The sequence below is a fragment of the Pseudomonas sp. ACN5 genome (assembly GCF_002303975.1).
In the GTDB taxonomy this organism is placed as follows: domain Bacteria; phylum Pseudomonadota; class Gammaproteobacteria; order Pseudomonadales; family Pseudomonadaceae; genus Aquipseudomonas; species Aquipseudomonas laurylsulfatiphila.
In genome coordinates, this window is the sequence record NZ_MRCP01000012.1 from 197,340 (window position 1) to 223,287 (window position 25,948).

Consider the following 25,948-nt stretch of genomic DNA (forward strand, 5'->3'; position numbering starts at 1 on the left):
CAGAAAGTTCTACTGCCCGGGAAATATTCCGTACAGCGCCTCCATTTATCCTTTTCCGATTGCACCGGGCAGGGTGGAACTGGTATCTGTACGCATAACCAGTACTCGCTCGCCATGGCCCATTTCCTGTGACCGCAAATCCCCTCGACGATCCGTTCTACTACTTGAACAACTTCCTGCAAGTGCTTGATTGGCTTGAGCAGCGCTTTGCCGATGTACTGAGCGTTGACGAGTTGCGTTTCATTAATGAGTTTAAGCGGTTGCCCCGTGAATCGCAGGCACTACTGGTCAGAATGGTCATGCGCAAGGGCATTCATTTCAGGGCCGGCAAACTGCATTACGACGAAATCGGCGATATCCTCAGCGCCTCCGGCCCGCTGTTGGCACTCGGTTGGGTCGATGAGCGCATGCCGCTGGCGGTCGAGGAACTGTTCGAACTGCTGCTCAAGGGTGAAATCCTCCAGACCTTTGGCGCTGTCATCGATCAACCCAAAGGCAGGAAAACCGATTGGCTGCCAGCACTGAGCGAACAATTTCCCCAGGCGCAAAGCTTCAACGACTGGTGCCCGTGGCTCGATGAGCGCCTGCTCAGCCTGACCATCATGGAGTTGTGCGATCGCCTGCGCCTGATGTTCTTCGGCAACCTGTATCAGGACTGGTCGGAGTTCGTGCTGGCCGACCTGGGTATCTACACCTACGAAAAAGTCGAATTCAGCGCCGAGTCCCGCGGCTTGCGCAGCCGCGAGGACGTGGATGCCTGTGTCCTGCTGCACGCGTACCAGCAACAGTTCGAAGCCGGTGAAGCGCTGGAAGAGGTGGCCGGGCGCATCAAGGGCCTGGCGCTGGACAATCCCTGGTTGCAACGCCGGCGCGGCAAGCTGTTGTTCCAGATGGGCCAGCATTGCGAACGCATTGCGGATTTCGCCATGGCCCTGGATCTCTACCGTGAATGCGCTTATCCGGGTGCGCGGGCGCGGCTCATTCGCGTGCTGGAGCGCAGCGGGGAGTTCGAGTTGGCGCTGGATCTGGCCGAGCAGGCCGAACAGGCACCGGAGAGTGCCGCCGAACACCAGCAGTTGCACCGCGTGCTGCCGCGCCTGCGACGCAAGCTCGGCGGGCCGCCGATCAAGCGGGCGGCGCCTCGGGAAATGCAGCGTCTGGACCTGCAACTACCAAGAGTCGATCCGGCAGTGTCGGTCGAGTTTTACGTTCAGGCGCATCTGGCTGAGGATTCGGCACCGATCCACTACGTCGAAAACAGCCTGATCAACTCGCTGTTCGGCCTGTTGTGCTGGCCGGCGATCTTCGCGCCTTTGCCGGGTGCGTTTTTTCACCCGTTCCAGCGCGGGCCGGTGGATTTGCTCAGCGAAGATTTCCAGGCCCGCCGGGCCGAACTGTTCCAGGCGTGCCTGGCCGAACTGGAAGACGGGCGCTATCGGCAGACCATCCGCCAACGTTATGCCGCCAAGTGGGGCGTGCAGTCGCCGTTCGTGTTCTGGAGTGTGCTCAGCGAAGAGTTGCTGGAGCAAGCCCTCGATTGCCTCCCCGCCGAGCATCTCAAGCACTGGTTCAATCGCCTCTTGCTGGACATCAAGGCCAATCGCGCCGGCATGCCGGACCTGATCCAGTTCTGGCCGCAGCAAAAGACCTACCGCATGATCGAAGTCAAGGGCCCGGGCGATCGCCTGCAGGACAACCAGTTGCGCTGGCTGGAGTTCTGCCACGAACACCAGATGCCCATCGCCGTGTGCTACGTGCAATGGGCGGAGCAGGACGCTTGAGCTACAGCATTGCGGTGCGGGCGCTGTGTGAGTTCACCGCCAAGACCGGCGACCTCGACCTGCGCTTCACGCCGTCGCCCACTGCGCTGGAGGGCATTGTCGGGCACCGTACGGTGGCCTCGCGGCGCAGCGAGGGTTACCAAAGTGAAGTCGCCCTTGAGGGCCAGTTTCAGACCCTGACGGTCAAGGGCAGGGCGGATGGCTATGACCCGGGGCAAAACTGCCTGGAAGAGGTCAAGACCTACCGCGGTGACTTGAGCAAACAACCGGCCAACCACCGTCAGCTGCATTGGGCCCAGGCGAAAATCTACGGCTGGTTGATGTGCCGCCAACTGGATCTGCCCCGGATCAACCTGGCGCTGGTGTATTTCGACATCGTCAGTGAAAAGGAAACCTGCCTGGTCGAACCCCACGAGGCCGCGCAGCTGCAACAGTTCTTCGAACGGCAATGCGCGCGCTTCCTGCAATGGGCGCAACAGGAAGTCGTCCATCGTGACGGACGCAATCTCGCGGCGCAGCGCCTGGCCTTTCCTCACGCCGATTTTCGGCCGGGGCAGCGCCATCTGGCCGAGTCGGTGTTCAAGGCCGTCAGCACAGGGCGCTGCCTGATGGCGCAGGCGCCCACGGGAATCGGCAAGACCCTGGGCACCCTGTTTCCCATGCTCAAGGCACTGGCACCGCAGCAGCTGGACAAAGTGTTCTTCCTGACAGCGAAAACCCCGGGACGCAAGCTGGCCCTGGACGCCGCGCAAGTGCTGCTGGCCAGCGCCGATGCGCCACCGTTGCGGGTGCTGGAAATGATTGCCCGGGACAAGGCCTGCGAACATCCGGACAAAGCCTGCCACGGCGAGTCCTGCCCACTGGCCCGGGGTTTCTACGATCGCCTGCCGGCTGCGCGGCAGGCGGCCAGTCAACTGAGCCTGCTGGACCAGGGCGCCCTGCGCGAGGTTGCCCTGGCACACGATGTCTGTCCCTATTACCTGAGCCAGGAAATGGCGCGATGGGCCGACGTGGTGGTTGCCGACTACAACTATTACTTCGATTTCAGCGCCTTGTTGTTCGGTCTGGCCCAGGCCAATCACTGGAAGGTCGCGGTGCTGGTCGACGAAGCCCACAACCTGGTGGAGCGCGGCCGGCAGATGTACAGCGCCAGCCTCGATCAGGCGACCTTCAACGCTGTGCGCAAAACCGCACCCGAGGTGCTGAAAAAGCCGATGCAGCGAATCAACCGCGAGTGGAATGCCCTGCATGAAGCGCAAACCGGCGCCTATCAAGCCTATGACAAGGCGCCGGAAAAGCTCCTTCAGGCACTGTCATCGTGCAGCGCCAGCATCGGTGACTACCTGAACGATCATCCACAAGGGCTGGACAGCGCACTGCAAGGCTTCTACTTCGACATGCTGCAGTTTTGCCGGGTGGCCGAACTGTTCGATGAGCAGTTCCTGTTCGACATCAGCAAGCGCGACCTCGAACGCAAGCGCAATCTCTCGCTGCTGTGCCTGCGCAACGTGGTACCCGCAGGGTTCATCCGCCCGCGCCTGACTGCCGCGCGCAGCACCGTGCTGTTTTCCGCGACCCTCAGCCCAAGGCACTATTACGCCGATTTACTGGGAACGCCGGCGGACACGGTGTGCATCGACGTCGAGTCGCCGTTTCATGCCGATCAACTGCAAGTGCACATCGTCAACCAGATCTCCACGCGGTTCGTGCATCGCCAGTCCTCTCTCGAACCGATCGTGGACCTGATCGCCAGGCAGTTCTGCAAGCGTCCCGGTAATTACCTGGCGTTTTTCAGCAGTTTCGAATATTTGCAGCAGGTGGCGCAGCTACTCGCCGAGAAACATCCGCACATCAGCCTGTGGTCGCAGTCCCGAGGCATGGGCGAGGCGCAACGCCAGCAGTTTCTCGACCAATTCCACGCCGACGGCCAGGGGGTCGGCTTCGCAGTACTGGGCGGGGCCTTTGGTGAAGGCATCGATTTGCCCGGTGCCAGGTTGATCGGTGCATTTATCGCCACGTTGGGGCTGGCCCAGTTCAATCCGGTGAACGAGCAACTGAAACGGCGCATGGCCGCCATCTTTGGCGCCGGTTACGACTACACCTACCTGTTTCCCGGTGTACAGAAAGTGGTGCAGGCCGCCGGACGGGTCATCCGTACGCAACAGGATCAAGGGGTGGTGATGTTGATCGACGACCGTTTTGGCCAGAGCAAGGTCAAACAATTGTTGCCGCGTTGGTGGGCTTTCCAAATTCCCGACATGACGCATACTCCAGAGAAATAATGAAGCGGTGGGATCCATGAGCGAAGATCGAACCAAGGTCAGTGCCATCGAAGACGGTCGTTTTCGGCTATTGATCGATGCGGTGATCGACTATGCGATCTACATGATTGATCCAGACGGCATCATTACCAGCTGGAATGCCGGCGCCAGGCGTTTCAAGGGGTATGAAGAGGCCGAGATCCTCGGTGAGCATTTCTCGCGCTTCTACACCGATGAGGATCGCCGTGCCGGCTTGCCCCAGCGGACACTGGACACGGCGCTTGGTGAAGGGCGTTTCGAGGGCGAAGGCTGGCAGGTGCGCAAGGACGGCAGCCATTTCTGGTCCCATGTGGTCATCGATCCGATCTTCGACCCGTCGGGCACCTTGCTGGGTTTCGCCAAGATCACCCGCGACCTGACCGACCGCCGGGTGGCCGAGGAAATCCTCAAGCAAAGCGAACAGCAGTTCCGCCTGCTGGTGCAGAGCGTGACCGACTATGCGATCTACATGCTTTCGCCGGACGGACGCGTGAGCAACTGGAACCTTGGTGCCCAGCGCATCAAGGGTTACTTGCCGGAAGAAGTCATTGGCCAGCATTTTTCGATCTTCTATACCCCGGAGGATCGCGAAGCCCGCGAGCCACAAAGGACGCTGGACATCGCCGTGCGTGAAGGGCGCTTTGAAAACAAGGGCTGGCGGATGCGCAAGGACGGTACGCGGTTCCTCGCCCACGTCATCGTCGATCCGATCTGGGGTGACACCGGCACCTTGCTCGGTTTTGCCAAGATTACCCGTGATATCACTGACGTCACGCAAGCGCAGCAGGTGCTGGAGCAAACCCGGGAGGCCTTGTTCCAGGCGCAGAAAATGCAGGCCATCGGCCAGCTCAGTGGCGGGATCGCTCACGATTTCAATAACCTGCTGACGGTGATCCTCGGCAATCTGGAAATCGTGCGCAAACGGGTGACGGACAATCCCAAATTAACCCGCTTGATCGACAACGCTACCCAGGGTGCCTTGCGCGGCGTTTCCCTGACCCAGCGCATGCTGGCGTTTGCCCGACGCCAGGAACTCAAGTCGGAACCTGTGCGGATACCGGCCTTGGTGGAAGGCATTTCCGGGCTGTTGCGCAGCTCCCTGGGACCTTTGGTGAAAATCGAAACGCACTTCCCCGAAGATCTCGAACCGGTGATGGCGGACCTCAATCAGCTGGAACTGGCCGTACTGAACCTGGCTACCAACGCCCGTGACGCCATGCCCAACGGCGGGACCATCAACTTCAGCGCCAGAAACCGCGAAGTGACCGACAGCACCACCTCATCACTGGCCCCGGGATGCTACGTCTGCCTGAGCATTGCCGATACCGGCGAGGGCATGGATGAAACCACGCTGGTTTCGGCGATGGACCCGTTTTTCACCACCAAGGGCGTCGGCAAAGGCACGGGCCTGGGGTTGTCGATGGTTCACGGTTTTATTGAACAACTGGGCGGACGATTCATCCTCAAAAGCCAGAAGGACCATGGCACCACCGCCGAACTCTGGTTGCCGGTCGCCACCGGGGATTCGCCCGTGCAACCGGTAGCCGAAACGCCGGCCGTGACCGGACCCGGCCTGAGCGTATTGGTGGTGGACGATGACAGCCTGGTGTTGACCAGCACCTGCCTGCTGCTCGAGGACCTCGGGCATCGGGTCATCAGTGCGCCTTGCGGTGCCAGGGCGCTGGAACTGTTCAGCAGTGAACCGCAGATCGATCTGGTCATCACCGACATGGCCATGCCACAGATGAGTGGCGCACAACTGGCCAATGCCATCAGGAGCATGCGACCGGACGTGCCGATCATCCTCGCCACCGGTTATGCCGAGCGGCTGGAAGGCTTTGCCACCCATCTGCCGCGTTTGTCGAAACCTTTTACCCAACTCAACCTGGTGGAAATCATTGCCTTGGCGATGAAGTGACGCGGCGGTTGTGCTGTTCATAGCGGGCCAGCATTGGCTGGGTGCTGATGCCGTGGACCAGAATGCTCAGGGCCACCACCGAGAGCGTCAGGTCGGCACACAAGGTGGCCACCGAAGGCAACAGATCGTGGTTCAAGGCGTAGAACAGGTAGTAAAAACTGCCGATGCCGCGAATGCCGAACCAGCCGATCAACCAGCGCTGCGGGCCGTTGAGCAGCGAACCCCAGGGCATCAGCCAGACTGCCAGCGGGCGAATCATCCCGAACAGCACCAGCGCGAGCACCAGCGCCCGCCAGTCCCAGTGTGCAACCAGCACGACTCCGAGCAAGGTGACCAGAAACACTTCCATGGCCCGTTCCACCAGGCTGCCGAACGACAGCATGTCGCCCATCATGATCCCGGCAGCGACTTGCGTGTCTTGCAGGTGGTCCACGTTACCGGCCACGGCCGCTTCGGGTTCGACATGCTGATGACCGACCACCGCCTGGACCAGGTGTTCGGCCGGTGCGTGGGTGCCACCGCTTGTCTTGACCTCGGCCTGGCGCAAGCCCAGGCCGGCGGCAAACACCGAGAGAAACCCGTAGCCCTGAATGGTTTCGGCCACGACATAGGCCAGTGCGATCAGGGCCAGGGCCAGGTAATCATTGGGTGAGAAGGTGCTGTCGGCGTTCTTGATGCGCATGAACAAGGTCAGGCGGCCAATGCCGCGCCCCATCCAGTAGCCGGTCAGCAGTCCGGCGGGCACGGCCCATAGCAGACTCTTGAGGATCCAGTCGTCGAGCCAGGCACCTGTATTGTCGCTGTGTTGCAGAAACAACAAGCCGAGGATCACGAAGGGGAATGCAATGCCATCGTTGAAACCGGCTTCACCGGTTAGCCCGAACCTGACCGGGTCGTAATCCTTGGCATCGCTGACCTGTACCAGAGAGGCCAGGACCGGATCGGTGGGCGCCAGAATCGACCCGATCAATAGCGACGGCCCCCACGGGAACCCAAACCCGAAATGCAGCAACAGGCTTACACCGGCAATGGTCAGGATCATCATCGGTCCCGCCAGGGCAAATGCCACCCGCCATCGGCGATCGCCCAGGGGCAGGCGCAACTTCAACCCGCAGACAAACAGCGAAAACAGTACCGCTACTTCCGACAGATGCTCCATCCAGAAAGCGGCATCCTTGATATCAAGCCTGAGCAAGCCCAAGCCCGCCGGACCGATGGCGACGCCCAGTACCAGACACACCGCCGAAGTGGTGACCGGCATCCAGCGCAGGTACGACGAAGTCAGTGCCAGCGTCAGCAACACAGCCCCCAACACCGCCACCCAGGTAATGAAGCTCATGGTCCGGATCTCGAAACAACCATTACTGTAGGAGCGAGCTTGCTCGCGATGGACGTAAACGATAACGCGTTCTGTCTGAATAAACGCGTTGCGCTGGCGTTCATCGCGAGCAAGCCCGCTCCCACAGGGACCCCGGTCGTTGTCGAGGGGCTGGATCAAGCCTTGAGATGGCGCAAACTGCGCTCCATTCGCGCGATGCAGATGACTTGTAGGAGCGAGCTTGCTCGCGATGGACGTAAACGATAACGCGTTCTGTCTGAATAAACGCGTTGCGCTGGCGTTCATCGCGGGCAAGCCCGCTCCCACAGGGACCCCGGTCGTTGTCGAGGGGCTGGATCAAGCCTTGAGATGGCGCAAACTGCGCTCCATCCGCGCGATGCAGATGACTTGTAGGAGCGAGCTTGCTCGCGATGGACGTAAACGATAACGCGTTCTGTCTGAATAAACGCGTTGCGCTGGCGTTCATCGCGGGCAAGCCCGCTCCCACAGGGATCCGGGTGGTTGTCGAGGGCTGGATCAGGCCTTGAGATGGCGCAAGCTGCGCTCCATCCGCGCGATGCAGATGACTTGTAGGAGCGAGCTTGCTCGCGATGGACGTAAACGATAACGCGTTCTGTCTGAATAAACGCGTTGCGCTGGCGTTCATCGCGAGCGAGTTCGCTCCTACACGGATCCGGGGTGTTGTTGAGGGGGAGGTCAGGCCTTGAGATGGCGCAAGCTGAGCTCCATCCGCGCGATGCCTTCTTCGAGCAGCGAGCGTGGGCAGCCGAAATTCAGGCGTACGAACTGCTTGCAGTCATCGCCGAAATCCAGGCCGGCGCTCAAGCCGACCCTGGCCTGTTCCAGGAAAAACTGCTGCGGGTCGTCCAGCCCCAGTGCCGTGCAGTCAAGCCACGCCAGGTAGGTGCTTTGCGGCAGGTTCATGGTGATGCCCGGCAGGCGGGTGCGTACCGCTTCGGCGAGGAAATCGCGGTTGCCCTGCAGATAGACCTTCAGTTCGGCCAGCCATGGCGCAGCTTCGCTGTAGGCGACCCGGGTGGCTTCCATGCCCAGCGGGTTGACGCTGTCGACCATGCCGCAACGGGCGTGGTTGACCTTCTCGCGCAGGTGGCGGTCCTGGATGATCATGAACGAGGTCTTCAGGCCGGCGATGTTGTAGGCCTTGCTCGCCGACATCAGCGTGATGGTGCGCTGGGCGACTTGCGGGCTCAGCGTGGCCATCGGAATGTGCTGGCGGCCGTCGAAGCACAACTCGGCGTGGATCTCGTCGGAAATGATCCAGGCATCATGCTCGAGGCAAATGTCGGCAATGGCTTGCAGCTCTGCGCGGGGGAAGGCTTTGCCCAGCGGGTTATGCGGATTGCTCAGCAGCAGTGCGCCACCGCCCTGCAGCGACTGGCTCAGGGTATCCAGCGGCGTGCTGTAGGTGCCATCGGCCTGCGCTTCGAAATTCAGTTCGACCTTGTTCAGGCCCCAATGTCCGGGGGCATGGCGCAGCGGCGGGTAGTTCGGCACCTGCACAACGACGTTCTGTGGCGCCTGCACCAGGGCCTTCAACGCCATGTTGAAGCCCGACTCGACGCCCGGCAGGAAAATCAGCTCCTGGGGCTCGACACGCCAGGCGTATTTGTTCCAGAGGTCGGCCACGATAGCCTCGCGCAGGTCATTCTGGGCCACGCTGTAACCGACCATCGGGTGTTCCAGTCGTTTTTGCAGGGCCTGGATGATCACCGGCGGCGCGGCGAAATCCATGTCGGCGACCCACATCGGCAACACGTCCGCCGGGTAGCGGCTCCACTTGGTACTGCCGGTATTGTGGCGGTCGAACACCTGATCAAAATCGAAAGTCATGCGCAAATCTCGTAAAGGCCGGTTAATCATGCCCGCCATGATAAGCGCCAATGCCCTGCAGGAGCGAGCTTGCTCGCGATGACTGACACCACACCCCCTGTGGGAGCGGGCTTGCCCGCGAAGGGGCCGGCAGATCCAGCATGAGTGTTGGCTGACACTACGCCTTCGCGGGCAAGCCCGCTCCCACAGGTTTTGTGCCAATAGCCGGGAACGCCGACTAACGCCCGACGGTCGGGTTTCATCGCAGATTCGACAGCATTGACTAAAGTTCAACTGTCGGCAGCCAGACTGCCGCTACCGTGGTTGTTCGAAAAAGCCCGGCCATGTACCGGGTTCCACCTGATCAGGAGTGCACGATGGATCTCAGCCGTCGTCAGTTCTTCAAGGTCGCCGGTATCGGCCTTGCAGGCTCTAGCCTGGGTGCGTTGGGCATGGCCCCGACGCTTGCCTTTGCCGAACAGGTGCGTCATTTCAAGCTCGCCCACACCCATGAAACCCGCAACACCTGCCCGTATTGCTCGGTCGGTTGCGGCTTGATCATGTACAGCCAGGGCGATGCGGCAAAGAATGTCGCGCAAAACATCATCCACATCGAAGGTGACGCCGACCACCCGGTCAACCGCGGCACCCTGTGCCCCAAAGGCGCCGGCCTGCTGGATTTCATTCACAGTCCCGGCCGCCTGCAATACCCGCAGGTGCGCAAGCCCGGCAGCACCGAGTGGACGCGCATCTCCTGGGATGAAGCCCTCGATCGCGTCGCCGACCTGATGAAGGCCGACCGCGACGCCAACTTCATCGAGAAGAACGAGCAGGGTCAAACGGTGAACCGCTGGCTGACCACCGGTTTCCTTGCGGCATCGGCGGCGTCCAACGAAGCGGGCTACATCACCCACAAGGTGGTGCGCAGCCTCGGCATGCTGGGGTTCGATAACCAGGCGCGTGTCTGACACGGCCCGACGGTGGCAAGTCTTGCCCCGACGTACGGCCGTGGTGCCATGACCAATACCTGGACCGATATCGCCAACGCGAATCTGGTTCTGGTGATGGGCGGCAACGCAGCAGAAGCGCACCCGTGCGGCTTCAAATGGGTGACCGAAGCCAAGGCGCACAACAAGGCGCGGCTGATCGTGGTCGACCCGCGTTTTACCCGTACCGCCTCGGTGGCCGACTATTACGCGCCGATCCGTACCGGCACCGACATCGCCTTCATGGGCGGGCTGATCAACTACCTGCTGACCGAGGACAAGATCCAGCACGAGTACGTGCGCAACTACACCGACGTGTCGTTCATCGTCAAAGCCGGCTATGGCTTCGAGGACGGGATTTTCAGCGGCTACGACGCGGCCAAGCGCCTCTACACCGACAAGTCCGGTTGGGGCTATGAGCTCGGTGAAGACGGTTTTGCCAAGGTCGACCCGACCCTGCAGGACCCGCGCTGCGTCTATCAGTTGATGAAGCAGCATTACAGCCGTTACACCAAGGAACTGGCGAGCCAGATCTGCGGCATGCCGGTCGATGCCATGCAGAAAATCTGGGAGGAAATCGCCACTTGCTCGCAACCGGGCAAGACCATGACCATCCTCTACGCACTGGGCTGGACCCAGCACTCGGTTGGCGCGCAGATGATCCGCAGCGCGGCGATGGTGCAACTGCTGCTGGGCAACGTCGGCATGCCGGGCGGCGGCGTAAACGCCTTGCGCGGGCACTCCAACATCCAGGGGCTGACCGACCTGGGGCTGTTGTCCAACTCACTGCCGGGCTACCTCACGCTACCTGGCGATGCCGAACAGGATTACAACGCCTACATCGTCAAGCGCACCCAGAAGCCGTTGCGGCCGGGGCAACTGTCCTACTGGCAGAACTACAGCAAGTTCCATGTCAGCCTGATGAAGTCCTGGTACGGCGCCAACGCCACCGCCGAGAACAACTGGGCTTACGAGTACTTGCCGAAACTGGACATCCCCCAATACGACATCCTCAAGGTGTTCGACCTGATGGGGCAAGGCAAGGTAAACGGCTACATGTGCCAGGGCTTCAACCCTATCGCCGCGCTGCCCGATAAAAATCGCGTGATGGCGGCACTGGCCAAGCTTAAATGGCTGGTGGTGATGGACCCACTGGCCACTGAGACTTCCGAGTTCTGGCAAAAGGTCGGGCCGTACAACGACGTGAACAGCGCCGACATCCAGACCGAAGTGATCCGCCTGCCCACCACCTGTTTTGCCGAGGAAGACGGTTCGCTGGTCAACAGCAGCCGCTGGCTGCAATGGCACTGGAAAGGCGCCGACGGCCCTGGCGAAGCACGCACCGACGTGCGGATCATGAGCGAATTGTTCCTGCGTCTGCGCCAGCGTTATCAGGCCAATGGCGGCGCGTATCCCGACCCGCTGCTCAAGTTGACGTGGCCGTACAAGATCGCCGACGAACCTTCGCCGGAGGAGCTGGCCAAGGAAATCAACGGCTCGGCGACGACCGACTTCACCGACGCCACCGGCGCGGCGATCAAGGCCAACGCGCAACTGGCCGGTTTCGGCCAGCTCAAGGATGACGGCAGTACGGCCTCCGGTTGCTGGATTTTCTGTGGCAGCTGGACCGAACTGGGCAACCAGATGGCCCGCCGCGACAACAACGACCCGTATGGCATGCACCAGCATCAGGGCTGGGCCTGGGCCTGGCCGGCCAACCGGCGGATTCTCTACAACCGCGCCTCGGCGGACCTGCAAGGCAAGCCGTGGGATCCGAAAAAACGCCTGGTGTGGTGGAACGGCAAAGCCTGGGCCGGCACCGATGTGCCGGACTACAAGGCCGACGTGCCGCCGGAAGCCGGGATGAACCCCTTCATCATGAACCCCGAAGGCGTGGCGCGATTCTTCGCCGTCGACAAGATGAACGAAGGCCCGTTTCCCGAGCACTACGAGCCGTTCGAGACACCGATCGGCATCAATCCGCTGCACCCGCAAAACAAGAAAGCCACCAGCAACCCGGCAGCGCGAATCTTCGATTCGGTGTGGGACTCCCTCGGCGTGGCCAAGGATTACCCGTACGCCGCCACCAGTTACCGGCTGACCGAGCATTTCCACTTCTGGAGCAAGCATTGCAAGCTCAACGCGATTACCCAGCCGGAGCAGTTCGTCGAGATCGGCGAAGTGCTGGCCAAGGAAAAAGGCATAGTCGCAGGCGATAAGGTACGGGTCAGCAGCAAGCGTGGCTTCATCGAAGCGGTGGCAGTGGTGACCAAGCGGATTCGTCCGCTGCAGGTCAACAACCAGGTGGTGCACCAGATCGGCATTCCGCTGCACTGGGGCTTCACCGGGCTCACGCGACACGGCTACCTGACCAACACCCTGGTGCCGTTCCTCGGCGATGGCAACACACAGACCCCGGAATCCAAGTCATTCCTGGTCAACGTGGAGAAAGTCTAAATGGCCAGCCAAGACATCATTGCCCGCTCGGCCACCACCACACCCGCGCCCTCGGTGCGCGGCATGGAGGAAGTCGCCAAGCTGATCGATACCACCAAATGCATTGGCTGCAAGGCCTGCCAGGTTGCCTGCTCGGAATGGAACGAGCTGCGCGATGAGGTCGGCCATAACCACGGCACCTACGACAACCCGCAGGACCTCAGCGCGGAAACCTGGACGCTGATGCGCTTCACCGAGCACGAGACCGATGCCGGCAACCTGGAATGGCTAATTCGCAAGGACGGCTGCATGCACTGCGCCGAGCCCGGTTGCCTGGCGGCATGCCCCAGCCCCGGGGCGATCATCAAGCACGCCAACGGCATCGTCGATTTCGATCAGGACCACTGCATCGGCTGTGGCTACTGCATCACCGGGTGCCCGTTCAACATTCCACGGATCTCGCAGAAGGATCACAAGGCCTACAAGTGCACCCTGTGCTCGGACCGGGTGGCGGTCGGGCTGGAACCGGCCTGTGTGAAAACCTGCCCGACGGGCGCCATCGTGTTCGGCTCCAAGGACGACATGAAGGAGCACGCAGCCGAACGCATCGTCGATCTGAAAACCCGAGGCTTTGAAAACGCCGGCCTGTACGACCCCGAAGGCGTCGGCGGCACCCACGTGATGTACGTGCTGCACCATGCCGATACGCCAAGGTTGTACGCCGGCTTGCCCGATCACCCGGCGATCAGCCCGTTGGTGGGGCTGTGGAAAGGCATCAGTAAACCCCTGGCGCTGCTGGCCATGGGCGCGGCGGTGCTGGCCGGGTTCTTCCACTACGTGCGGGTCGGCCCGCAAATCGTCGAAGAGGATGAACATCCCGAGCCGCCGGACAACGCCGTGCACGAAGTCGATCCGTCGGTGCATACCTTCGATCCCCGTGGGGAGGGCAGGCCATGAGCGACAAGACGATCCTGCGCTACACCAGCAACCAGCGCACCAATCACTGGCTGGTGGCGATTCTGTTCCTCATGGCGGGGCTGTCCGGTCTGGCACTGTTCCACCCGGCATTGTTCTGGCTGAGCAACCTGTTCGGCGGCGGGCCATGGACACGCATCCTGCACCCGTTCATGGGCGTGCTGATGTTCCTGTTGTTCCTTGGCCTGGTGTTTCGCTTCTGGCGTGCCAACTACTTCATCGCCAACGATCGCCTGTGGCTCAGGCGCATCGACCGGGTGATGAAAAATGAAGAGGAGGGTGTCCCGCCCATCGGCAAATACAACCCCGGGCAGAAGCTGCTGTTCTGGACTTTACTGCTGTGCATGCTGGTGCTGTTGTTCAGCGGGCTGGTGATCTGGCGTGCCTACTTCAGCGAGTATTTCGGCATCACCGCTATACGCTGGGCGATGTTGCTGCATGCGCTGGCCGGTTTCGTGCTGATCCTGAGCATCATCGTGCACATCTACGCCGGCATCTGGATCAAAGGCTCGGTCAGCGCCATGGTGCACGGCCGGGTCAGCCGCGCCTGGGCCAGGAAGCACCACGAACTCTGGTATCGCCAAGTGACTCAAGATGAGACCCGCGACGAAGCGCCTACGCGACCGATCACCAAAAAGGGCTGACCTTTGCCAACCATCCTCGAACCTGGAGAAATCGAAGCGGCGGCCAGTTCGCCGCCGTTTCTGTACCTGCCACCGCCTGACCTGTTCGGCCTGCGCGCCCAGCGTCTGGAAACCCTGGCCGAAGGGCACCCGCTGGCCGATTATCTGCGCCTGATTGCCGGGTTGTGCCGGGTGCAGCAACAGGTGCTGGACGATCCGCCGCTTGGCGAGCCTCTGGACCGGCAGCGCATCGAATTGTGCCAGCAGCACGGCTTGCCGCCCTTTGCGGCCGACAGCCTGGCGCGCGAAGACGACTGGCAGCTTTACCTCGATGCCTTGTTGCAACGCTATGGCGCACCGCCACAATCCGCCGTGGCCGATGCCGTGGACACCCTGCGCCTGGCCGGTGCCGGGCAACGCCGCGCCTGGGCGGTGGCACTGGTCAGCGGCCAGTATTCGCTGGTACCGGCGGCGCTGGTGCCGTTTCTCGGTGCGGCGCTGCAAACCGCCTGGAGCCACTGGCTGTTGAGTACGCTGAACCTGGCACTGACCCCCGGCGACAGCCTCAGCCAGTGCCCGGCCTGTGGCTCGCCGGCCATGGCCGGGGTCATCCGCCATCGCGGCAAGCACAACGGCTTGCGTTATCTGGTCTGTTCGCTGTGCGCCTGCGAGTGGCACGTGGTGCGGGTCAAGTGCGTGTATTGCGAGCAGAGCAAGGGCCTGGAATACCTCAGCCTCGAAGATGATCGCCATGCCGCCAACCAGGCGCCGTTGCGCGCCGAAGTCTGTCCCGGTTGCAACAGCTATCTGAAGTTGCTCTACCTGGAAAACGATGCGGATGCCGAAGCGTTATCGGCCGACCTGTCCAGCCTGATGCTCGACATGCGCCTGGCCCAGGACGGTTATCAGCGCCTGGCGCCGAATCTGCTGCTGGCGCCGGGAGACGAATAAACGCAGCGTCTACACTCTGGCGCGAGGGTCATTCGTTTCCAGGAGTGCCAGATGTCTGCACGCGGTGCCAGCCAACCCCTGCGTCTACCTTCCATCGACAGTCTGTTGCGTCACCCGGCGTGCCGGCCGCTGGCCGAGCGCCATGGACGCGACGCCTTGCTGGGTGCCTTGCGGCTGTTGCTGGATGAGTTGCGCGAAGGGGCACGGCAGGGTTTGCTCGAACCTGAAGAAGTCAGCGCCGAGGTGTTGGCAGGCCGGGTCGGCGAGCGATTGGCGATCCAACATCGCAGCCATGTGCGGCGGGTGTTCAACCTCACCGGCACGGTGCTGCACACCAACCTCGGGCGGGCGTTGTTGCCCGAAGAGGCGATCGAGGCGGTGCAAATGGCCGCGCGTTATCCGCTCAACCTGGAATTTGACCTGCGCAGCGGCAAGCGCGGCGATCGAGACGACCTGATCGAAGGTTTGATTCGCGAGTTGACCGGCGCCGAAGCGGTGACCGTGGTCAACAACAATGCCGCCGCGGTACTGCTGACCCTCAACAGCCTGGGGGCGCGCAAGGAAGGGATTATTTCCCGGGGCGAACTGATTGAAATCGGCGGCGCCTTCCGCATTCCCGACATCATGGCCCGTGCCGGTGTAAAGCTCGTCGAGGTGGGCACCACCAACCGCACCCATGCCCGCGACTACGAGGCTGCCATCGGCCCGCGCAGCGGTTTGATCATGCGGGTGCACGCAAGCAACTACAGCATTCAAGGCTTCACCACCAGCGTGCCGACCGCTGAACTGGCGCAACTGGCACACCGGCACGGCTTGCCACTGCTCGAAGACCTCGGCAGCGGCAGCCTGCTGGACTTGACCCGCTGGGGGCTGCCCGCCGAGCCGACGGTGCGTCAGGCGCTGCTGGATGGCGCGGACATTGTCACCTTCAGTGGCGACAAACTGCTCGGCGGCCCGCAAGCCGGGCTGATTGTCGGCCGCAAGGACCTGATCGCCAGGATCAAGAAAAACCCGCTCAAGCGTGCGCTGCGGGTCGACAAAATGACCTTGGCCGCCCTGGAAGCGGTGCTGGGTCTATACCGAAACCCGGACCGACTGGCCGAGCGTCTGCCAAGCCTGCGCCTGTTGACCCGACCACAGGCCGATATCATCGCCCAGGCTGAGCGCTTGCAACCGGCGCTGGCCCACGTGTTGGGCGACGGCTGGAGCGTCAGTGCCATGCCGTCACTGGGCATGATCGGCAGCGGCAGCCAACCGGTGGCGCGGCTGGCCAGCGCGGCGCTGTGTATTCGCCCACTCACGTCGAAGCGTTTGCGCGGGCGATCCTTGCTGAATCTGGAGGAGGCCTTTCGCGCCTTGCCGATTGCAGTGCTCGGGCGCATTGACGATGACGCCCTGTGGCTGGACCTGCGGCAACTGGACGACGAACCGGCCTGGCTGACGCAGCTCGATCAATTGCAGGTGGAGGGCCGGGCAGGGTGATTGTCGGCACCGCAGGACACATCGACCATGGCAAGACGGCGCTGCTCCAGGCGCTGACGGGGCAGGCGGGCGACCGGCGCCGGGAAGAGCGTGAGCGCGGCATGACCATCGACCTCGGCTACCTGTATGCCGCGCTGGAGCCGGAGGCGCCACTGACCGGTTTCATCGACGTTCCCGGCCATGAGCGCTTCACCCACAACATGCTGGCCGGGGCACAGGGCATCGATCTGGTGTTGCTGGTAGTGGCCGCCGATGACGGGGTGATGCCGCAGACCCGCGAGCACCTGGCGATCGTCGAGTTGCTCGGCATCCCGCAGGCGCTGGTGGCGATCAGCAAGTGCGATCGGGTCGACAGCGCCAGGGTGCAAGACGTGCGTGAGCAGATCCGTACCTTGCTGGCGCCCGGACCCTATGCCGATGCGCCGCTGATTGCACTGTCGAGCGTGACCGGCGAGGGCATCGAAACCTTGCGCAAGGCGTTGCTCGATGCTCAGCGTGAAGTGTCGCAACGCAACACCGAAGGTGGTTTTCGCCTGGCGATCGACCGGGCCTTCAGCGTGGCCGGGGCCGGTATCGTGGTGACCGGCACGGCGCTGTCCGGCCAGGTCGCGGTGGGCGATACCTTGCTGTTGGGGCCACAAGGCAAACCGGTGCGCATTCGCGGCCTGCACGCACAAAACCAGGCCGCCGAACACGCCTGTGCCGGCCAGCGCGTGGCGCTGAACCTGAGTGCCGAGCGGCTGGCGCTGGAGCACATTCATCGCGGTCACTGGTTGCTGGCCGACGGCTTGTACGCACCCACCCAGCGGCTGGACATCGACATGCAGTTGCTTGCCGGCGAATCCCGGGCCTTCGAACACTTTCAACCAGTGCACGTGCACCTCGGCACCCAGGACGTCACCGGCAGAGTCGCCTTGCTTGAAGGCGCCAGCCTGGCGCCCGGTGGGCGGATGTTTGCACAACTGCTGCTCAATACGCCGGTGCACGCGGTGAAAGGCGATCGGCTGATCCTGCGCGACCAGAGTGCCCAACGTACCTTGGGCGGCGGTCGGGTACTCGATCCGTTTGCACCCACCCGGCAACGGCGCAGCCCCGAACGCTTGGCGCAGCTGGTGGCACTGGCGAGCAGCACGAAGCTGGAGGATGTTTTACCGGCATTGTTGGCCCACAGCGACACCGGGCTCGATCCGCAGCGACTGGAGCGGCAGTTCAACCGACCGCGCAGCCGTTGGGTGTTGCCCGCTGACGTGCGCTTGATCGACACCCGCCAGGGCGCGTTGCTGTTCAGTGCCAGCCGCTGGCAGGGCTTGAAGGCCGCCGTGCTGGAGCACCTCGCACGCTTTCATCAACTGGAACCGGACCAGATGGGGCCGGACCGCGATCGCTTGCGCCGATTTGCCGGCAGCACTCAAGGGCGCGGGACATTCATCAGCCTGCTCGATGAGTTGCTGGCCAGCGGCGACATCGCCAGCAGTGGCCCGTGGTTGCATCTGCCCGGGCACCAGGTGCGCTTGAGCGAAGAGGACGAAGCCCTGTGGCTGCAATTGCAACCGCTGTTCGAACAGGCCGCATTCGCCCCGCCGTGGGTGCGCGACCTGGGGCATGAGGAAGCGGCCGTGCGCGGGCTGCTGCGCAAGATGGCGCGCCTGGGCCTGATGCATCAAGTGGTGCGCGACCTGTTTTACACCGACAGCATGATTCGCCGATTGGCGGCTATGCTGTTGCAACTGGCGGACGCCAACCCGGTGATTCAGGTGGCGGCGTTTCGTGATGCGGTGGGCCTGGGGCGCAAGCGCAGTATCCAGATACTGGAATACTTCGACCGCATCGGCCTGACCCGGCGATTTGGCGATCGTCGCCTGGTTCGCCCGGACAATGCGTTGGCCCAGCGCAATGAGCCCTGATTCAGGGGCAGGATTTCAAGGAAGGCAATCGCGCCCGGTGGCGCGGCCGGGCTTCAAACCCGGTTGGGGACGGCATCCGTTCCCGGGCAGGTTCGACTCCGGCTGCCTTCCGCCAAACAACCCCAGGCTTGCTGACTCTGTAGGAGTGAGCTTGCTCGCGATGGCGGTTGGTCGAAGCAATACATTCGTCCAGTTCTTACATGGGGTGCGAAATGGAGAGTTAGAGATTGCGCTGCGCTTCCATCCGATCATGAAGGACCCTGATGATCGCAATTCCGTACGCCGTGATTCGAAAATAGATCATGTGCCGCTCTACACTGCAGCGCCGGTAGCCAGGACGGATAGTGTCGCAGGCCGGCGCTTTTTTTGGGTGCTCGGCCAATTGCGCAAATGCTGAGGTAAGGATGTCAATGTAGCGATTGGCCTGGTCCAGGCCCCACTGGCGAGCGGTATAACTCCAGATTGCCTCAAGGTCGCCCTCTGCGGCAGGCGTTAGACGATATTCAGCCATGCGCGGCTAACATTCTCTGTTTGAATGCAACTGGATCGAATGGGCGGGGTTTTCCGCTGGATTCACCTTCCCGAAGGGCGGCACGAATCGTTTCGAGTTCAGCGCTGCGCTCCTGTTCACGACGGATCAGATCGCGAATATATTCGCTGTCGTTGGTGTAATGGCCCGCTTCTATCTGCGCTTTGATCCAGTTGTCTTGCTGGTCAGTCACGGTGATGGTTTTTCGTACGGTTCCCATGATCGGGCCCTCCACGAGATGGTCGACTGTGTGAAATTTATCATACTATTGGTGCGGTATCGAGCAGGTCTACTGTAGGAGCGAGCTTGCTCGCGATGGTCGTTAACGATAACGCTTGTTTTCTGGGTAAGCGCGGCGCTCTCGAGACCATCGCGAGCAAGCTCGCTCCTACAAACGCGGTCTTCTGTGGGAGCTGGCTTGCCAGCGATAGTCGTTAACGATAACGCTTGTTTTCTGGATAAACGCGGCGCTCTCGAGATCATCGCGAGCAGGCTCGCTCCTACAGACGCGCTCTTCTGTGGGAGCTGGCTTGCCAGCGATGGTCGTTAACGATAACGCTTGTTTTCTGGGTAAACGCGGCGCTCTCGAGATCATCGCGAGCAGGCTCGCTCCTACAGACGCGGTCTTCTGTGGGAGCTGGCTTGCCAGCGATGGTCGTTAACGATAACGCTTGTTTTCTGGGTAAACGCGGCGCTCTTGAGACCATCGCGAGCAAGCTTGCTCCTACAAACGCGGTCTTCTGTGGGAGCTGGCTTGCCAGCGATGGTCGTTAACGATAACGCTTGTTTCTGGGTAAACGCGGCGCTCTCGAGACCATCGCGAGCAAGCTCGCTCCTACAGACGCGGTCTTCTGTGGGAGCTGGCCTGCCAGCGATGGTCGTTAACGATAACGCTTGTTTTCTGGGTAAACGCGGCGCTCTCGAGACCATCGCGAGCAAGCTCGCTCCTACAGGCGCGGTCTTCTGTGGGAGCTGGCTTGCCAGCGATGGTCGTTAACGATAACGCTTGTTTGCTGGCTCAACGCGGCGCTCTCGAGACCATCGCGAGCAGGCTCGCTCCTACAGACGCGGTCTTCTGTGGGAGCTGGCTTGCCAGCGATGGTCGTTAACGATGACGCTTGTTTGCTGGCTCAACGCGGCGCTCTCGAGACCATCGCGAGCAAGCTCGCTCCTACAGGCGCGGTCTTCTGTGGGAGCTGGCCTGCCAGCGATGGTCGTTAACGATAACGCTTGTTTTCTGGGTAAACGCGGCGCTCTCGAGACCATCGCGAGCAAGCTCGCTCCTACAGGCGCGGTCTTCTGTGGGAGCTGGCTTGCCAGCGATGGTCGTTAACGATAACGCTTGTTTTCTGGGTAAGCGCGGCGCTCTCGAGACCATCGCGAGCAAGCTCGCTCCTACAGACGCGGTCTTCTGTGGGAGCTGGCTTGCCAGCGATGGTCGTTAACGATAACGCTTGTTTTCTGGGTAAGCGCGGCGCTCTCGAGACCATCGCGAGCAAGCTCGCTCCTACAGGCGCGGTCTTCTGTGGGAGCTGGCTTGCCAGCGATGGTCGTTAACGATGACGCTTGTTTGCTGGCTCAACGCGGCGCTCTCGAGACCATCGCGAGCAAGCTCGCTCCTACAGACGAGGTCTTCTGTGGGAGCTGGCTTGCCAGCGATGGTCGTTAACGATAACGCTTGTTTACTGGCTCAACTCGGCGCTCTTGAGACCATCGCGAGCAAGCTCGCTCCTACAGACTGGTCAATCGCCGACAACGCCGGACCAACGATGCGCTCGTCTCAATCCGGCTGTCCATCGGCCGGTCCGGCACGCGGCCGGCGATCCATTATTCTGAAAGTGATGCAAGCGCCAACGGACGAGGAGGGGACGCAATCATGCCTGCCCAGGATCGCGAACTGCTGGACCGGATACTGACCGCTCATGGCGGCCTGGCGCGCTGGAACAGTTTCAATAAGGTCTGCGCCACGATCGTCACCGGCGGGTCGCTCTGGGGCATGAAAGGGTTGACCCAGGACAGCGCGCCACGCCAGATGACCGTGTGGCTGCATGAACAAAGAGCCTCGGTGACACCCTTCGGTGCACCGGGGCAATTCACGGCCTATACGCCGAACCGGATCGCCATCGAGAATACCGCGGGCAAGGTGATTGCCGAGCGCCAGGCACCCCGGGCATCCTTCAAGGGCCATGGTGAACACACGGCCTGGGACCCGTTGCACCGGGCCTACTTCAACGGCTATGCGATGTGGTCCTACCTGACCATGCCCTTCCTGTTCACCTTGCCGGGCGTAACCAGCGAGGAAATCGATCCCTTGCAAGAGGGCGCCGAGCTCTGGCGGCATTTGCGGGTGCACTTCCCCGACAGCATCGCAACCCATAGCGCCATCCAGGACTTCTATTTCGGCGATGACTTTCTGCTGCGCCGCCACGACTACAACGTCGATGTGAGCGGTGGCATGCCCGCTGCCCAACTGGTTTATGACTACGTCCAGGCCGACGGCTTGCACATGCCGGGCAAGCGACGAGCCTATCGGCGCAAGGCCGATGGGCAGGTCAACAAGGAGGCGTTGCTGGTGTCGATCGACTTGAGCGAGATCCATTACTCGTAGCAAACGAATGGCAGGAAACTGTAGGAGCCAGCCTGCTGGCGATGGACTCAAATGCGCCGCGTTCATCCAGTTCACCCGCGTTATCGTTAACGACCATCGCAGGCAAGCCAGCTCCCACAAGGGACCGTGCCCACGCTGAAACTGTAGGAGCGAGCTTGCTCGCGATGGACTCAAATGCGCCGCGTTCATCCAGTTCACCCGCGTTATCGTTAACGACCATCGCAGGCAAGCCAGTTCCCACAAAGGACCGCGCCCACGCTGAAACTGTAGGAGCGAGCTTGCTCGCGATGGTCTCAAGTGCACCGCGTTTATTCAGTCAACACGCGTTATCGTTAACGCCCATCGCTGGCAAGCCAGCTCCCACAAGGGACCGCGCCCACGCTGAAACTGTAGGAGCCAGCCTGCTGGCGATGGACTCAAGTGCACCGCGTTTGCTACTGGATAAATACGCGAAGGTTAAAGATGATCCGCATCGGTCACAGCCTTGGCGAACGCCTGCGGGTCTTCCTGCGGCAGGTTGTGGCCGATGCCGCCGTTGATCAGCCGGAATTCGTATTTGCCGGTGAAGCGCTTGGCATAGTCTTCGGGGGCCGGGTGCGGTGCGCCGTTGGCATCGCCTTCAAGGGTGATGGTCGGCACGCTGATGGACGGCGCCGTGGCCAGCTTCTGCTCAAGCACTTCGTAGCGGCTTTCACCCTGGACCAGGCCCAGGCGCCAGCGGTAGTTGAACACGGTGATGTCGACATGGTCCGGATTGTCCAGCGCCTTGGCGCTGCGGTCGAAGGTAGCGTCATCGAACGCCCATTTCGGCGAAGCCAGTTGCCAGATCAGCTTGGCGAAGTCGTGGGTGTTTTTCGCGTATCCGGCGCGACCGCGGTCGGTGGCGAAGTAGAACTGATACCACCACTGCAGTTCAGCCTTGGGTGGCAGCGGATTCTTGCCGGCCGCCTGGTTACCGATCAGATAACCGCTGACCGAGACCAGCGCCTTGACCCGCTCCGGCCACAGCGCCGAGACAATGCCGGCCGAACGCGCACCCCAGTCATAACCACCGAGCACCGCTTGCTTGATCTTCAGCGCATCCATGAAGTCGATGACATCACTGGCCAGCGCAGCCGGCTGGCCATTGCGCAGGGTTTTGTCGGAGAGGAAATGCGTATCGCCATAGCCGCGCGCATAGGGCATCAGTACCCGGTAGCCCTTGGCGGCGAGCAACGGCGCGACTTCGTCATAGCTGTGAATGTCGTACGGCCAGCCGTGCAGCAGGATCACCACCGGTCCGTCGGCCGGGCCGGTTTCGGCGTACGCCACGTCCAGCAGCCCGGCGTTGACATGCTTGAGCGGGCCGAACGGCGAGGGCGCCGCCTGAGTGGCTTGGGCAGGGGTCGCAGCCGGCTGCACGGTGGTGGCCGTTTGCGCATGGGCTGCGCCGAGCACACCGAACAGGGTGAGGGCGAGGATCGATGGGCCGACCAGGTGGCGGCGAGTCTTGCCGGTGTTGCTGTTGCGCAGTGCCATCTTCATGGGATGTCTCCATTACCAGCCATGGGGCAGGGATCGGTCTGAGCCCCTGCGAACCTTGCTTGCATTGAAACGCGGCAACGTATCCGGCCTGTGTCCAATCACCGGCTGGATGAAAGACTGTGTATCGGGACGTCGAGCTGACACAGTGTGATACACAGCGGCGTCATGCGTAAGTCGTACTGCCTCGCGAGGTTCGCGCTGCTGAAGCTTATGCGCGGGTTTCTGACCGGATTTGTTCAAACTATTTTCCCGAATGCATGGCAGTCACCCTGTAACTGAGCTTTGCTACTGAGTCTGACGACCCGTGATCGCCCCGCAGGTTTCCGTGGAGAACAATCGATGCCTAGCTTCCAAACGCCTGTCCGGTTGTTCTGTCTCGGTCTAGCCATAGGTCTATTCGCCATCCCGCTGCACGCCGCACAAGCTCCCTCTGCCAATCCGCCTGCGGTGCAATTGGAACCCAGGGCGCTGGAGGTTCTAAAGGGCATGAGTGCCAGGCTCGCAGGCACTCAGGGCATGAGTTTCAAAGCCGTCACGACCTACGAAAAGCCCAGCCGGCTAGGGCCTCCCCTGGCCTATGGCACGGTGGACCTGGTCAACGTGCAACGACCGGATCGCCTTCGTGTGCTGACTTCCGGCGACGGCCCCGCCACCGAGTTTTACTACGATGGCAAAAAAGCCTATGCCTTCGAACGTAAAGGCGACTTGCTGGCCCAGGCGGACGCACCGCCTACCCTTGATGCAACCCTGGAGGCCGCGTACCAGGGTGCCGCGATCTATTTTCCGTTTACCGACGTGATCGTCGCCGATCCCTACAAGGATTTGTCCCGGGACCTGCGTGTGGCGTTTTACGTCGGCCAAAGCACGGTGGTCGGTGACACCACCACCGATGTGATCGCCTACACCAGCGACAGCGTGTTCGTGCAGGCCTGGATCGGCGTGCAGGACAAGCTGCCACGCCGGTTGCGCGCCGTGTTTCTCGATGATCCGACACGATCCCGGCATCAAGTCGATTTCAGTGACTGGAAGCTCCAGTCGGCGATGCCTGTCGATTTTTTCAGGCCTGACCACATCGAAACGGCCCACCGCATTGAGTTTGCCCCACCGCCCGATCTTCGTGCCCCGCAGGGGGTAAAAGAACCCGTGGCGAAACCCTGAACAAGGAGACTGACCCATGAACAGATCTACCTTGAAATTCGCCGGCCTGCTTGTCGCTGTGCTCACCTGCGACCAGGCAGCGGCCTGGTCCCACGCTTCCGGCTTCGGGCGCACGTACGGAGGAGGGGGCTCATGGAGTCATTCGGGTGAATACGGCTCGGCTTCGGGCGGTGGCGGCAGTTGGAGTGGCGAAACCAATCGCGGCGGCTCGGCTTCCGGAGGTGATGGGAGCTGGAGCGGCACCGGCTATCGCGGCGGCTCGGCGTCCGGTGGCGAGGGCTCCTGGCACGGCACGGGCGCGGAAGGTGGAACGGCGTCGGGTGGTGAAGGTGCCTGGCATGCGCAAGGTGAAAATGGCGCTACCGCCGCCGGCTATCACGCGGATGGCTATGGCACGACGGCTTACCGTCCCCCCGTTTATGGCACAACCGCCTACCGTGCCGTGCCTTACGGGACCGCTTACTACCATCCGCCAACCGCCGTGATTGCCAGCAGTGGCTGCTACAACTGTGGCTATAACGAGGGCGTCAATCCGGCCGCTGCCGCTGCGGCGGGCGTGGTCGTCGGTGAAGCAGCAGCGACGGTCGCCGACCAGAACGCCAGCTATAACGCCGGCATGGTGGCCTCCGCACCACCGACAATGCCCATGGGCGCGACGTACGCCTCACTGCCCCCAGGTTGTGGCCTGATAAGTTTCTCCAATACCACGTACTACCAGTGCGGCAATTCCTGGTTGCGACCGTCCTTTGGCGCCAACGGCGTTTATTACACCGTCGTGCCGATGCCTTGAGCCCCGGGCGCTCATAGATGGGGCCCGAACTGTCAGGCGACGTTCATGCTGCGGTGCGTATTGATCAGGTTCAGCACCACACTCGGGTCCGCCAGGGTGGAGATATCCCCCAACCCTTCGTACTCAGCCGCCGCAATCTTGCGCAGAATCCGCCGCATGATCTTGCCCGAGCGAGTCTTCGGCAGCCCCGGTGCCCACTGAATCACATCCGGCGAAGCAATCGGCCCGATCTCCTTGCGCACCCAGTTCTTCAGTTCCAGACGCAGTTGCTCGTTCGGCTCCTCGCCGTTTTTCAGGGTGACGTAGACATAAATGCCTTGTCCCTTGATGTCGTGCGGCACACCGACCACCGCCGCTTCGGCGACTTTCGGGTGTGCGACCATCGCGCTTTCGATCTCGGCGGTGCCCATGCGGTGGCCGGAGACGTTGAGCACGTCGTCCACCCGGCCGGTGATCCAGTAGTAGCCATCGGCATCGCGACGGGCGCCGTCACCGGTGAAATACATGCCGCGGAAGGTCTTGAAGTAGGTGTCGACGAAGCGGTCGTGGTCGCCATACAGCGTACGCGCCTGGCCCGGCCACGAATCGAGAATCACCAGGTTGCCCTCGGCCTCGCCTTCGATGATGTTGCCCAGGTTGTCCACCAGGGCCGGCACCACGCCGAAGAACGGACGCGCCGCCGAGCCCGGCTTGAGGGCATGGGCGCCCGGCAGCGGGCTCATCATGTTGCCGCCGGTTTCGGTCTGCCACCAGGTGTCGACGATCGGGCAACGGGACTTGCCGACGTTCTTGTAGTACCAGTCCCAGGCTTCCG

General features: G+C 61.9%; 17 protein-coding genes, 1 tRNA gene and 1 pseudogene. 13 read left to right on the forward strand and 6 right to left on the reverse strand.

Features of this window, described 5'->3' with window-relative positions:
- Nucleotides 1–128 precede the first annotated feature (128 nt).
- Genes BSF40_RS22180 through BSF40_RS22190 form a run of 3 tightly spaced genes read left to right on the forward strand, consistent with a single transcriptional unit; the run spans nt 129 to nt 5,999 of the window.
- Complete coding sequence (locus BSF40_RS22180; protein WP_095966755.1) at nt 129–1,781, forward strand: VRR-NUC domain-containing protein; 1,653 nt, start codon at nt 129–131, stop codon at nt 1,779–1,781.
- Complete coding sequence (locus BSF40_RS22185; RefSeq protein ID WP_095966756.1) at nt 1,778–4,063, forward strand: ATP-dependent DNA helicase; 2,286 nt, start codon at nt 1,778–1,780, stop codon at nt 4,061–4,063. Before BSF40_RS22180 ends, BSF40_RS22185 begins: the two co-directional genes overlap by 4 nt.
- A 16-nt stretch (nt 4,064–4,079) precedes the next feature.
- Entirely contained in the window at nt 4,080–5,999 is a 1,920-nt protein-coding gene (locus tag BSF40_RS22190) for a PAS domain-containing sensor histidine kinase (protein WP_095966757.1), read from the forward strand.
- Here BSF40_RS22190 and BSF40_RS22195 read toward each other — a convergent pair.
- Together BSF40_RS22195 and BSF40_RS22205 are read right to left on the reverse strand one after the other, a co-directional pair.
- Nucleotides 5,977–7,338 (reverse strand): sodium:proton antiporter, encoded by a 1,362-nt coding sequence (locus BSF40_RS22195; RefSeq protein WP_095966758.1) that lies wholly within the window; start codon nt 7,336–7,338, stop codon nt 5,977–5,979. The genes BSF40_RS22190 and BSF40_RS22195 overlap by 23 nt on opposite strands.
- A gap of 696 nt (nt 7,339–8,034) precedes the next feature.
- Nucleotides 8,035–9,189: a MalY/PatB family protein gene (locus tag BSF40_RS22205; RefSeq protein WP_095966760.1), complete on the reverse strand. Its 1,155-nt coding sequence runs from the start codon at nt 9,187–9,189 to the stop codon at nt 8,035–8,037.
- Between the two features lie 356 nt (nt 9,190–9,545).
- Between BSF40_RS22205 and fdnG the strand changes: the two genes are divergently transcribed.
- The 7 genes from fdnG (at nt 9,546) to BSF40_RS22245 (ending at nt 18,640) form a co-directional block, all read left to right on the forward strand.
- A complete protein-coding gene (gene fdnG, locus BSF40_RS22215) occupies nt 9,546–12,611 on the forward strand; it encodes a formate dehydrogenase-N subunit alpha (protein WP_141249782.1) in 3,066 nt (1,021 codons plus the stop codon).
- Nucleotides 12,612–13,547 (forward strand): formate dehydrogenase subunit beta, encoded by a 936-nt coding sequence (gene fdxH / locus BSF40_RS22220; RefSeq protein ID WP_095966762.1) that lies wholly within the window; start codon nt 12,612–12,614, stop codon nt 13,545–13,547. It abuts the gene before it with no gap.
- A complete protein-coding gene (locus BSF40_RS22225) occupies nt 13,544–14,209 on the forward strand; it encodes a formate dehydrogenase subunit gamma (protein WP_095966763.1) in 666 nt (221 codons plus the stop codon). Before fdxH ends, BSF40_RS22225 begins: the two co-directional genes overlap by 4 nt.
- Nucleotides 14,210–14,212: 3 nt before the next feature.
- On the forward strand, nt 14,213–15,139 hold the full coding sequence (gene fdhE, locus BSF40_RS22230) for a formate dehydrogenase accessory protein FdhE (protein ID WP_095966764.1): 927 nt from the start codon (nt 14,213–14,215) through the stop codon (nt 15,137–15,139).
- Between the two features lie 51 nt (nt 15,140–15,190).
- Nucleotides 15,191–16,621 (forward strand): L-seryl-tRNA(Sec) selenium transferase, encoded by a 1,431-nt coding sequence (gene selA / locus BSF40_RS22235; protein WP_095966765.1) that lies wholly within the window; start codon nt 15,191–15,193, stop codon nt 16,619–16,621.
- A complete protein-coding gene (selB, locus tag BSF40_RS22240; RefSeq protein WP_095966766.1) occupies nt 16,618–18,525 on the forward strand; it encodes a selenocysteine-specific translation elongation factor in 1,908 nt (635 codons plus the stop codon). Before selA ends, selB begins: the two co-directional genes overlap by 4 nt.
- Before the next feature lie 19 nt (nt 18,526–18,544).
- A tRNA-Sec gene (locus tag BSF40_RS22245) sits at nt 18,545–18,640 on the forward strand.
- 105 nt (nt 18,641–18,745) lie between these two features.
- Here the strand turns inward: BSF40_RS22245 and BSF40_RS22250 are convergent.
- Both BSF40_RS22250 and BSF40_RS22255 read right to left on the reverse strand, forming a co-directional pair.
- Entirely contained in the window at nt 18,746–19,036 is a 291-nt protein-coding gene (locus BSF40_RS22250; protein ID WP_007980938.1) for a type II toxin-antitoxin system RelE/ParE family toxin, read from the reverse strand.
- Entirely contained in the window at nt 19,029–19,274 is a 246-nt protein-coding gene (locus tag BSF40_RS22255) for a type II toxin-antitoxin system ParD family antitoxin (RefSeq protein ID WP_015095071.1), read from the reverse strand. Before BSF40_RS22255 ends, BSF40_RS22250 begins: the two co-directional genes overlap by 8 nt.
- Nucleotides 19,275–20,930: 1,656 nt before the next feature.
- Here BSF40_RS22255 and BSF40_RS22270 point away from each other — a divergent pair.
- Complete coding sequence (locus BSF40_RS22270; RefSeq protein ID WP_095966767.1) at nt 20,931–21,662, forward strand: hypothetical protein; 732 nt, start codon at nt 20,931–20,933, stop codon at nt 21,660–21,662.
- A 456-nt stretch (nt 21,663–22,118) separates the two neighbouring features.
- Here BSF40_RS22270 and BSF40_RS22280 read toward each other — a convergent pair whose 3' ends face one another.
- On the reverse strand, nt 22,119–23,186 hold the full coding sequence (locus tag BSF40_RS22280; protein ID WP_095966769.1) for an alpha/beta fold hydrolase: 1,068 nt from the start codon (nt 23,184–23,186) through the stop codon (nt 22,119–22,121).
- A gap of 339 nt (nt 23,187–23,525) precedes the next feature.
- Here BSF40_RS22280 and BSF40_RS22285 point away from each other — a divergent pair, with 339 nt between their 5' ends.
- Both BSF40_RS22285 and BSF40_RS22290 read left to right on the forward strand, forming a co-directional pair.
- Nucleotides 23,526–24,344, forward strand: coding sequence for a DUF2092 domain-containing protein (locus BSF40_RS22285; RefSeq protein ID WP_095966770.1), 819 nt, complete (start codon nt 23,526–23,528; stop codon nt 24,342–24,344).
- A gap of 16 nt (nt 24,345–24,360) precedes the next feature.
- Nucleotides 24,361–25,134, forward strand: a complete 774-nt coding sequence (locus BSF40_RS22290) for a hypothetical protein (protein ID WP_095966771.1) — start codon at nt 24,361–24,363, stop codon at nt 25,132–25,134.
- A gap of 32 nt (nt 25,135–25,166) precedes the next feature.
- Here the strand turns inward: BSF40_RS22290 and BSF40_RS22295 are convergent.
- Nucleotides 25,167–25,948: pseudogene (locus tag BSF40_RS22295) on the reverse strand (AMP-binding protein); the annotation flags it as partial.